At 66.4% G+C, this 9,900-nt stretch carries 9 protein-coding genes and 1 riboswitch; of the genes, 3 read left to right on the top strand and 6 right to left on the bottom strand.

Features of this window, described 5'->3' with window-relative positions; all coding sequences use genetic code 11:
* On the top strand, nt 1-954 hold a 954-nt coding region (locus H3O04_RS30540; protein WP_237666486.1), incomplete at its 5' end, for a collagen-like triple helix repeat-containing protein.
* Nucleotides 955-1,067: 113 nt separating this feature from the next.
* Here the strand turns inward: H3O04_RS30540 and H3O04_RS30535 are convergent.
* A complete protein-coding gene (locus H3O04_RS30535) occupies nt 1,068-1,529 on the bottom strand; it encodes an Lrp/AsnC family transcriptional regulator (protein ID WP_034174778.1) in 462 nt (153 codons plus the stop codon).
* A 116-nt stretch (nt 1,530-1,645) separates the two neighbouring features.
* On the opposite strand from H3O04_RS30535, the gene H3O04_RS30530 reads away from it, so the two are divergent.
* Nucleotides 1,646-2,278, top strand: a complete 633-nt coding sequence (locus H3O04_RS30530) for a LysE family translocator (protein ID WP_034174779.1) — start codon at nt 1,646-1,648, stop codon at nt 2,276-2,278.
* A 43-nt stretch (nt 2,279-2,321) separates the two neighbouring features.
* Here H3O04_RS30530 and H3O04_RS30525 read toward each other — a convergent pair whose 3' ends face one another.
* The 5 genes from H3O04_RS30525 to H3O04_RS30505 all read right to left on the bottom strand — a co-directional run bounded on the left by H3O04_RS30525 (nt 2,322) and on the right by H3O04_RS30505 (nt 7,505).
* Nucleotides 2,322-4,250 carry a TonB-dependent receptor domain-containing protein gene (locus H3O04_RS30525; protein WP_202589092.1) on the bottom strand — a complete coding sequence of 643 codons (1,929 nt, stop codon included), beginning with the start codon at nt 4,248-4,250 and terminating at the stop codon, nt 2,322-2,324.
* A gap of 216 nt (nt 4,251-4,466) precedes the next feature.
* Nucleotides 4,467-4,659: riboswitch (cobalamin riboswitch) on the bottom strand.
* A 284-nt stretch (nt 4,660-4,943) separates the two neighbouring features.
* Entirely contained in the window at nt 4,944-5,192 is a 249-nt protein-coding gene (locus tag H3O04_RS30520; protein WP_124476968.1) for a hypothetical protein, read from the bottom strand.
* Nucleotides 5,193-5,307: 115 nt separating this feature from the next.
* Nucleotides 5,308-6,282, bottom strand: a complete 975-nt coding sequence (locus H3O04_RS30515) for a threo-3-hydroxy-L-aspartate ammonia-lyase (RefSeq protein ID WP_012339928.1) — start codon at nt 6,280-6,282, stop codon at nt 5,308-5,310.
* Between the two features lie 66 nt (nt 6,283-6,348).
* On the bottom strand, nt 6,349-6,987 hold the full coding sequence (locus tag H3O04_RS30510; protein WP_011547652.1) for a helix-turn-helix transcriptional regulator: 639 nt from the start codon (nt 6,985-6,987) through the stop codon (nt 6,349-6,351).
* Nucleotides 6,984-7,505 carry a YbaK/prolyl-tRNA synthetase associated domain-containing protein gene (locus H3O04_RS30505; protein WP_202589091.1) on the bottom strand — a complete coding sequence of 174 codons (522 nt, stop codon included), beginning with the start codon at nt 7,503-7,505 and terminating at the stop codon, nt 6,984-6,986. Before H3O04_RS30505 ends, H3O04_RS30510 begins: the two co-directional genes overlap by 4 nt.
* Before the next feature lie 404 nt (nt 7,506-7,909).
* Here H3O04_RS30505 and H3O04_RS30500 point away from each other — a divergent pair, with 404 nt between their 5' ends.
* Nucleotides 7,910-9,493, top strand: coding sequence for an isocitrate lyase (locus H3O04_RS30500; protein WP_006478982.1), 1,584 nt, complete (start codon nt 7,910-7,912; stop codon nt 9,491-9,493).
* Nucleotides 9,494-9,900: the final 407 nt, after the last annotated feature.

The following is a 9,900-nucleotide window of genomic DNA, read 5'->3' as shown; positions in this document are numbered from 1 at the left end:
AGCGGAACCAGCGGAACCAGCGGAACCAGCGGAACCAGTGGAACCAGTGGCACGAGTGGAACCAGTGGCACGAGTGGAACCAGCGGCACACCCGGCACCAACGGCATCATCAGTTCCGTCGGCGCAGTCGTGCTGGCCGCGGGCGCGACGCTCGGCGACGTGACGCTGCCGGGCGTCGGCAAGGCGGTGACGGCCGGGCCGGCCGACACGGTCACCGGCGTCGGCACGATCGTCCGCGATACGACGAACGCCGTGAGCAACGGTATCGGTCAGATCGGCTTTACGCCGAACCCGGTCGGCAGGACGGTAACGGGCCTTGGCACCCTCGTCGGCTCGACCGGCAACCCGGTCAACGGCCTCAGCGAAACGGTGAAGGCGCTCGGCTCTGGCCCGCTGTCACCGCTCGCGCCGATCACGGCGCCCGTCGGTGGCCTGCTCGACACGGTGGCCGGCGGCCTGAAGTCGGGCGGCACCATGCTCGGCGCGGCCCTGTCGTCGGCCCCGGTCCAGCAGGCGACGCAGGCGATCAGCACCGCGATCACGCCGCTCGTGACGACGGCGGGCCAGCTCACGCAGCAGGTCGGCACCGCAACCGGCCTCGGGCAGCCGGTCGCGGGCCTGCTCGGGCAGGTCGGCGGCGCGATCACGTCGGCCGGATGGAAGGTGACGTCCACGTCGCCGCAGCCGATCGTCGGCGCGGTCGGCGGCCTGGTTCGGGCAGTCGGCAACACGGTGACCAATACAGGCGGGCTCGTGAACCCGAGCGGCCCGAACGGCGCGGTGCCGGTTGCCGGTCTGGTGACGAGCGTGGTCGGCGGCATCCCGGCGACCGTGCACGATGGCTCGGCGACCGGTACGAGCGGCGGCGGCTCGCCGCTGGGCGGTCTCGCCAATCCGCTCGCGCCGGTGACGTCGCTGGTGGGCGGCCTGCTCGGCGGTGCGATCGGCAAATAGCCGGCCCGTACCGATCGTCATGCGAGGGGAACGCGATGCATGACGGGGGCCGGCGACCATCGGTCGTCGCCGGTTCGGCCGGTCGCGTCGGACGGTCCCGAAACCGCGGCCCGCTACCGACGCGTGTCGCCGGGCTTCGACGACGGCCGCGCCATCCCGCGCGCCGGCAACGGCGTCGACATCACGATCGACGTGCGCGTCTCGCCGTACAGGTTGACCCGTTCGATCAGTTGTTCGAGATGGGCCATGCTGACGGCGACGAACCGCATCACGTACGAATCCGCGCCCGTCACGTGATGGCATTCGACGACTTCGGGAATCGTCTCCAGCAGCTTGAGGAACTTCGCTTTCGCCGGTTGCGGCACCGTGATGCCGATCAGCGCGCTCACCGGATAGCCGGCCGCGGACGGATTGATCCGGGCGGTGTAGCCGTCGATCACTCCGGCCGCTTCAAGACGCTTCACGCGCTCCGTCACCGCCGGCACCGACAGGTGAACCTGGCGCGCGAGCTCCGTATAGCTGATGCGCCCGTTGTCCTGCAACAGCGCCAGCACCTTCCAGTCCAGATCGTCCATTGCGGTTGGAGTTTTTAAGGGAGAGCCGCCATTTTTCCTTAAAAACCGCATTCAGCGGGGGCCGGACTTTCCCTACGATGCCTGTTCGAGCCACTGGATGTTGCAAGGAGCAGGCGATGTTGTTCATCAAATCCGTCGTGATGGGGCTGTCGATCGCGGTGCCGGTCGGCCCGATCGGCATGCTGTGCATTCAGCGCAGCCTGAGCCGCGGCTTCCAGGCGGGCTTCGCGACGGGCATCGGCGCCGCGTGCGCCGATGCGATTTACGGCCTGCTCGGCGCGCTGGGCGTCGCGGGCATCGTCACCGCGTTCCCGATGCTGACCGTCGGCCTGAAAATCGGCGGCGGCGCGTTTCTCGTCTGGCTCGCATGGACCATCGCACGCCAGGCGCCGGCCGCGCCGGCGGGGCAACGCGACCTGCCGCGGTCGACCGTCCTGCGCGATTTCCTGACGACGTTTGGCCTCACGCTGTCGAACCCGATGACGATCGTGTCGTTCGTCGGGATCTTTGCGGCGCTCGGCCCGTTGCCAGGGGCGCGGGAAGGCGCGATGTGGGCGACCGTCGCGTGGATGGTGGCCGGCGTGTTCATCGGTTCGGCCATGTGGTGGCTGTGCCTGAGCAGCGCGAGCGCCGCGCTGCGCACGAAGCTGTCGTTCGCGTTCATGCACGGGCTGTCGCGTGTGTCGGCGGCCGTCGTCGCGGTATTCGGCGCGATCCAGCTGGTCGCGGGCGTGCGCGGGCTGATCTAGGCGCGCGTGCCGGTGGGGTTCCTTGCGCCGATGTGCGTGGCCATCAGAACGTATAGCTGACCTTGCCGAACGCGGTGCGCCCGAGCGTGTTGTAGCCGTACGCGGTCATGTATTGCCGGTCGAACAGGTTCGACAGCGACGCCGACACGGTCAGGTGCGCATTGATCCGGTACGACGCGCGCAGGCTCACCGTCAGGTACGACGCCAGATACTGCCGGTTGGCCGGATCGTCGAACGTCGAGCCGCCGTACAGCAGCGACGCGCCCGTGCTGAGCGCGTGCAGCTTCAGTTCGTCCCACGTGTGGTCGACGTTCAGGCTGACCGTCTGGCGCGGCCGGCGGCTGAGCCAGGTCTGGTTGGTTTCGTCCTGCGGATTCAGGATGCCGACCGCGACGCTCACCGGCGTCGAACGGCCGATCGTCCCCTTGTACGACAGGTCGATGCCGCGAATGTGCGAACGGCCGATGTTCATCGGCGAGAACGTCGCCGGGTTGTACGCGATCAGGTTGTTGACGCGCGTGTCGTAGATCGCCGCGGTGAACATGCCGTACGCCGTGTTCGCGTCGAGCGCGGCCTCGACCGACGTGCTGCGTTCCGGGCTGAGGTTCGGATTGCCGTAGCCGGGGTAGTACAGGTCGTTGAAGGTCGGCAGGCGGAACGCATTGCCGTACGACACGCGCGCCGTGTAGACCGGCGTGATCGCCCACGACAGCGCGGCGTTGCCGGTGTTCACCGCTTGCCCGGCGATGATCTCGTGACGGCCGGCCACGAACATCGTCACGCGGCCGAGCGTCGCCGACTGGTGCAGCGAGAACGCGGAATCGTTGCGCGTCGGCACGCCGCCGGGAATGTCGACCGGCAGGAACGCCTGCTCGCGCGTGAAGTCGTACGCGAGCTTCGATTCGCCCGACAGCGGCAGGCCGAACAGGTGAAACCCGTGCTCCTGATGGGTCAGCGACGTCGACGTGCTGATGCGCTGCGAATTGATCTGGTCCGTCGCGAGCGCCGGGTTGTCCGCGTAGATGAACTGGCGGTCGTTCGCATAGCCGAACGACTGATCGAACTGCGTATCGGGCGTGATGTCGAGATGGAACGCGACGCCGGTCGTCAACTGGTGATCGAGCTCGCGATTCGCGTAGCCGCTGTTGTCGTAGGACAGATCGGAGCGGTGGTACAGCGCGAACGTCGAGATCGACCAGTTGTCGCGGGCATAGCCGAGCCGTGCGTCGAGGTCCTGCGCATGATACGGATTGCGGCCGTCTTCGTGGCCGTAAAAGAACGGCCGCGTCGCATCGATGCCGGCCGTGTTGTAGTCGTGCAGCCCGAGCGAATAGGTGAGCCCGCCGAGCGCGGCCAGCGGCCCCGTCGACGGCACCGTGCCCGACGTGCGGAACTGCGTGTCGAACGTCTTGTTCGTGCCGCCGCCGAACGACACGGTGGTCCGGTTCGGCTGGTTGGCGGCGCGGCGCGTGAAGAGCTGCACGACGCCGCCCATCGCGTTGTTGCCGAACGACGCGGCGGCCGGCCCGGAGATCACTTCGACGCGCTCGAACGCTTCGGTCGGCAGGTCGGCCCACGGCGCGATGCCGGTGGTCGGCGAGCCGATCCGGATGCCGTCGATGAACACGGCGACCTGGCTCGCCGACGAGCCGCGGATGCTGACCGATGCGGACGAGCCGGGCCCGCCGTTCTGCGCGACGGTCACGCCCGGCAGCGTCGCAAGCGCCTGCGTGATGCTCGGGTCGGCGGGCGACAGCCGGTCGAGATCCTCGCGCGTGAGCACCTGCGTCGATGCATAGCGGCGGTCGAACGATTCGGGCAGATGCCGTGTGTCGGTCACGCTGATAGTCGGCAGGTCCGCGCCTGACGCAGGCGCGGCGGGCTGCGCCTGCGCTGTGTCGCCAGCCGCATGGGCGAGCGGGGAAAGCAGCGCGGTAGCGGCGGACGTGGCAAGCAGGTGACGAATATTCATGAGACAGCGGGACCAAGCGTGTGGCGTGTACGGCGATCGTGAGCCGAGGGCGGGCAAGGGGCGCATGCCGACGGCGTGTCGGTGCGACGCTTCCGGTCGGGAAGCGGATTCGGGAACGATGGACATCTGACGGATCCTGAGGTCGGGTCGTCCATGCAACGGGCGGCCGCCGGGGGCGGCGCCTGGCGCATCGGGACACCCCGCCCGGTGCGGCTGCTGGACCTCGGGTCGATGGCAGGTCTCCTGGCTCGCGGGTCGTCGTCCGTGCGGGCCTTCCCGGTTTCCCAGTGGCATGCGGTGGCACGGATTCGCCGCTCACAGTTGCGGGGGCAGCCGCAGCTTCGAGGCGTTGCCTCGCCTGCGTTCCCTTTTGATCCCGTCTCCGGGAACCATCAGCGCGCAAGGGTAATGGCGCGCACTCCGGCGCGTCAATCGTGCGGCCGGGTGGGGATGCAAAAAAACGTCATTGTCCGGCGGCGGAGTGCCGGATTCGCTCGCGCTCTCCCGACGGCACCACGTTTCACGTCTGATGAAACCGGCGGGGTCGAGCGCGTGACTTCGCGCCGGGCGCGACTGGCTGATTCCGCCACCGGGGACGATCGACAGCGCACGGCAGCGGCGCACCGACGATCTCCACGGCATCCGCGGTCCGTCGCTGCCGACGTTCGTTCTGAATGCCGCGGCGGCGCGTCGTTACATGTGCGTGCCGCCATGCGCGCGGCCGCCCGGGTCGCCGCCGCGATCGGGCGGCGTATTGTTCTGATCGATCTTCGCGAGCACGAAGCCGGCGGGCGGCAACGCGGCGGGCGAACGGTGCACTGCTTGCCCGGCTGCGGGGTGAGGCGCGGCGGCGGGAAAACCGGATGACGTCACATCCGGTTGAGCGAACGCCGGCAGGGAAGCGGCCGCGAGGGCGGCGGCGACGATCGCGTGCGTATTCATGGCGACTCCTTCACGACTGAATTCAGGACGACGTAATCAGTCTAGGGCGCGAAACTTAACGCGCCGTGAAGGGGCGGCGGCACGCATGACAGGATCTTCATGCGCGCCGCGACGGTCAGGCGGGCGCCGACACCAGCGCGCAGAAGTTCTCGAGATCGACGTTGCCGCCGCTGATCACCACGCCGACGCGCTTGCCCTGCAGCGCATCCTTCATCCGCCGCACGGCGGCGAACGACAGGCAGCCGGTCGGCTCGACGACGATCTTCATCCGCGTGGCGAAGAAACGCATGGACTCGACCAGTTCCGCGTCCGTCGCGGTCAGGATGTCGTCGACGTCGCGGCGCAGGATCGGGAACGTCAGGTTGCCGAGGTGCTGCGTCTGCGCGCCGTCGGCGATCGTGCGCGGTGTGTCGATATGCACGATCGTGCCGGACCGGAACGATTGCTGGGCGTCGTTGCCGGCTTCCGGCTCGACGCCGTACAGCTTCGCGTGCGGCGACAGCGCGCGCGTGGCGAGCGCGGTGCCCGACAGCAACCCGCCGCCGCCGAGCGGCGTGAACACCGCGTCGAGCGGGCCGACTTCGTCGAACAGTTCCTTGGCCGCGGTGCCCTGGCCGGCGATCACGTCAGGGTGATCGTAGGGCGGAACCAGCGTGAGCCCATGCTTTTCCGCGAGATCGCGCCCGATCTGCTCGCGATCCTCGGTATAGCGGTCGTAGGTCACGACATTGCCGCCGTAGCCGCGTGTCGCGGCCATCTTCGCGGCCGGCGCGTCCTGCGGCATCACGATCGTCGCGGGAATGCCGAGGATGCGCGCCGACAGCGCGACCGCCTGCGCATGGTTGCCCGACGAGAACGCGACGACGCCGTGACGGCGCTGTTCCGCGTTGAAGCGCGACAGTGCGTTGAACGCGCCGCGGAACTTGAAGGCGCCCATGCGCTGCAGGTTCTCGCACTTGAAGAACACCTGAGCGCCGAGCGCGTCGTCGATCGTCCGCGACGTCATCACCGGCGTGCGGTGCGCGTGGCCTTCGAGCCGGGCCGCGGCGGCGGCGACGTCGTCGTACGTAGGGAGAGTCGGAGAATTCATGGTCGCTCGAGAGTCGAAAAGGTCAGTCAACGGGAAACTCAAAACGGCAATACCGGACGCGCGGCGTCACTTCGCGTCGTTGTAGACGGTCGCGCGCGACACGCCGAGATGTTGCGACACGATCTCCATCGCGCGGCGCACCTCGAGGAAGCCGTCGGCCTTCAGCGTCTGCATCAGTTCACGGCGCTGGTCGGTCTTCAGCTCGCGCGGCGTCGTCGCGAGGCGCGTCGCGAATGCGTCGATGCGCTGCCGGATCGCGTCCGCGCCGGCCGGGTCCAGCGTCTCGACGACGGTCTCGCCATCGGTGCGGCAGAACTGGTTCAGCATGCCCTGGAAGCCGCGGAACAGCGTGACGTCGGCGTTCAGGCACAGCGCGGCGACGTAGCGCCCGGTCGAATCCTTGATGCCGATCGACGTGCTTTTCGCGGTGCGGCCGTCGGCGAAGCGGTTCGGGTAGTTCGCGAGCACCTGCGGGAAATCGTCGTCGGCGATGCGGGCGAGGCCGAGTTCGGTCGCGGGATCGCCGACCGCGCGGCCGGACAGGTTGTTGTGGATCGCGAGGATCGCGTGCTCCGGCGTGCGGAGGTCGTGCACGACGACCTCGGTGAACGGCGCGAACATCTCGCCGAGTCCTTCGGCGATGCGCTGTACCTGTTCGATCAGCGACGCCTGCTCCGACGGCAGCGGTTTGCGGTTCGTGCTCATGCGTGGTCCTGGGGGGCGGGTGTGTCGGTCGTTTCGGGCCGCGTGATGTCGACCAGCAGCGGGCGCGCGATCCGGACATAGTCGGCCGCGTCGAGCACGACCGAGCGGTCGAGGCGGCCGGCGTTGAACGCGATTTCGGCGTTGCGCTCGACCAGCGCGGGATCGACCACGAGCGTCACGTTCGCATCGAATACGAACGGCGGCACGGCACCCATCACGCAGCGCGTGACGGCGGCCGCGACATCAGGCGACGCGAGCGTCGCCTTGCGCCGGCCCACCGCATCGGCGACCTTGCGGAAGTCGATTTTCAGGTGGCCAGGAATCACCGCGAGCGCGGTGGTGTCGTCGCCATCCTTGAACGTGCAGAGCATTGCCTTCGCGCCCTGTTCGGGGCGGGTGCCGCGTAGTGCGGCGATCGCGTCGGATTTGCCTTCCGCCGGATGCTCGAGCACGCGGAAACGCGCGCCGGATGTATTCAGCAGTTCGCACAGCGTGTCGAAAACGGAAGAGTCGTTCATGTCGCTCCGGGGCGGGCAGGCCAATGCGTCGATATGCGTGGCTCAAAGAATCGTCCAAGTATAGACGTTTTGTCATAACTATGACAAAGGGGAGTGGCCGTCGTTGCCCCGCCTTGACGACGCGTGCTCATTCTTCAGCAGCCGAAAGGGCATTTCATATTGCGGAAGTCGCGCGAAATTCCTGCCGCCACGTTTTACCGCCGCTTGAAACCGTGTTTTGCATCGCAAAAACGCGTGACTATCTCATTGAAAAATAACGAAAATTTATATCTTATGTCTTATATAAGACTTGACCGAAATTTCGCTGGGCGGGATTACTATTGAGTCCATGCAGTTCGCTTCGTCACACGCGGCGGGCACGCTGAAACCTTTACTCAAATGCGCTTCGTTCCCAGGAGATAGACATGTCCCAATATCAAGACGACATCAAGGCAGTGGCTGGCTTGAAGGAAAACCACGGCAGCGCGTGGAACGCCATCAGCCCCGAGTATGCGGCCCGCATGCGTGCCCAGAACAAGTTCAAGACCGGCCTGGACATCGCGAAGTACACCGCGAAGATCATGCGCGCCGACATGGCCGCGTACGATGCCGATCCGTCCAAGTACACGCAGTCGCTGGGTTGCTGGCACGGCTTCATCGGCCAGCAGAAGATGATTTCCATCAAGAAGCACTTCAACAGCACCGAACGCCGCTACCTGTACCTGTCGGGCTGGATGGTCGCCGCGCTGCGTTCGGAATTCGGCCCGCTGCCGGACCAGTCGATGCACGAAAAGACCTCGGTCAGCGCGCTGATCCGCGAGCTGTACACGTTCCTGCGCCAGGCCGACGCCCGTGAGCTGGGCGGCCTGTTCCGCGAGCTGGATGCCGCGAAGGACGCGACCGCCAAGGCCGCGATCCAGCAAAAGATCGACAACCACGTCACGCACGTCGTGCCGATCATCGCCGACATCGACGCCGGCTTCGGTAACGCGGAAGCGACCTACCTGCTGGCCAAGCAGTTCATCGAAGCGGGCGCGTGCTGCATCCAGATCGAAAACCAGGTGTCGGACGAGAAGCAGTGCGGCCACCAGGACGGCAAGGTCACGGTGCCGCACGAGGACTTCCTCGCGAAGATCCGCGCGATTCGCTACGCATTCCTGGAGCTGGGCGTGGACGACGGCATCATCGTCGCCCGTACCGATTCGCTGGGCGCCGGCCTGACCAAGCAGATCGCCGTGACGAACCAGCCGGGCGACCTGGGCGATCAATACAACTCGTTCCTCGATTGCGAAGAACTGTCGGCCGACCAACTGGGCAACGGTGACGTCGTCATCAAGCGCGACGGCAAGCTGCTGCGTCCGAAGCGCCTGCCGAGCAACCTGTTCCAGTTCCGCGCCGGCACGGGCGAAGCGCGTTGCGTGCTCGACTGCATCACGTCGCTGCAGAACGGCGCCGACCTGCTGTGGATCGAAACCGAAAAACCGCATATCGCACAGATCGGCGGCATGGTCAGCGAGATCCGCAAGGTGATCCCGAACGCGAAGCTGGTGTACAACAACAGCCCGTCGTTCAACTGGACGCTGAACTTCCGCCAGCAGGCGTACGACGCGATGAAGGCCGAAGGCAAGGACGTGTCGGCTTACGACCGTGCGCAGCTGATGAGCGTCGAATACGACGAAACCGAACTGGCCAAGCTCGCCGACGAGAAGATCCGTACGTTCCAGGCCGATGCATCGCGTGAAGCAGGCATCTTCCACCACCTGATCACGCTGCCGACGTACCACACGGCAGCGCTGTCGACCGACAATCTGGCCAAGGAATACTTCGGCGACCAGGGCATGCTCGGCTACGTGGCAGGCGTGCAGCGCAAGGAAATCCGCCAGGGCATCGCGTGCGTGAAGCACCAGAACATGTCGGGTTCGGACATCGGCGACGACCACAAGGAATACTTCAGCGGCGAAGCGGCGCTGAAGGCAGCGGGCAAGGACAACACGATGAATCAGTTCTGATCGTCGTCGGACCCGCAACACGACGCCAGCCCCGCGGGGCTGGCGTTTTTTTGTCTGCTCGAACCCGGCACGTTATCCGCGCACGACTTTTACGACGTACGGGCATTCGGACAGGATGTTTGTGTACACAACCTAATTCAGGGTTTGCCTGAGTAGCGAAAACGCGAATTCGTGCGACCCGCGTTAGCGTTGTGCATACGGACGAGTGGCAGGTTGAAATTGCCGCTCGAGCGAAACCCTTGCGGGGCGGTCGTCGCGCTCGTTTCGTCCCCAAAGCGGGCACAACGTCGCCGTAAAAAGCAGCTGTCTGCAACGCGCATGCCGGCGCGCAGTCACAGTTGTTTCTTGTTGCAACGCAACGCCCGCCCAATAACGGCGATGGTATGCTGGCCGGCATGGAGTTGTAT

This window comes from Burkholderia sp. KCJ3K979, from assembly GCF_016759955.1.
Lineage (GTDB): Bacteria > Pseudomonadota > Gammaproteobacteria > Burkholderiales > Burkholderiaceae > Burkholderia > Burkholderia orbicola.
Note: the sequence above shows the minus strand (reverse complement) of the source record. Positions and strands in the feature narration are given on the sequence as shown.

Coding starts and splice junctions, on each gene's coding strand:
- H3O04_RS30535 (WP_034174778.1), bottom strand. CDS start 1,529: ATGGACGATCTGGACTGGAAGGTGCTGGCGCTGTTGCAGGACAACGGG.
- H3O04_RS30530 (WP_034174779.1), top strand. CDS start 1,646: ATGTTGTTCATCAAATCCGTCGTGATGGGGCTGTCGATCGCGGTGCCG.
- H3O04_RS30525 (WP_202589092.1), bottom strand. CDS start 4,250: ATGAATATTCGTCACCTGCTTGCCACGTCCGCCGCTACCGCGCTGCTT.
- H3O04_RS30520 (WP_124476968.1), bottom strand. CDS start 5,192: ATGAATACGCACGCGATCGTCGCCGCCGCCCTCGCGGCCGCTTCCCTG.
- H3O04_RS30515 (WP_012339928.1), bottom strand. CDS start 6,282: ATGAATTCTCCGACTCTCCCTACGTACGACGACGTCGCCGCCGCCGCG.
- H3O04_RS30510 (WP_011547652.1), bottom strand. CDS start 6,987: ATGAGCACGAACCGCAAACCGCTGCCGTCGGAGCAGGCGTCGCTGATC.
- H3O04_RS30505 (WP_202589091.1), bottom strand. CDS start 7,505: ATGAACGACTCTTCCGTTTTCGACACGCTGTGCGAACTGCTGAATACA.
- H3O04_RS30500 (WP_006478982.1), top strand. CDS start 7,910: ATGTCCCAATATCAAGACGACATCAAGGCAGTGGCTGGCTTGAAGGAA.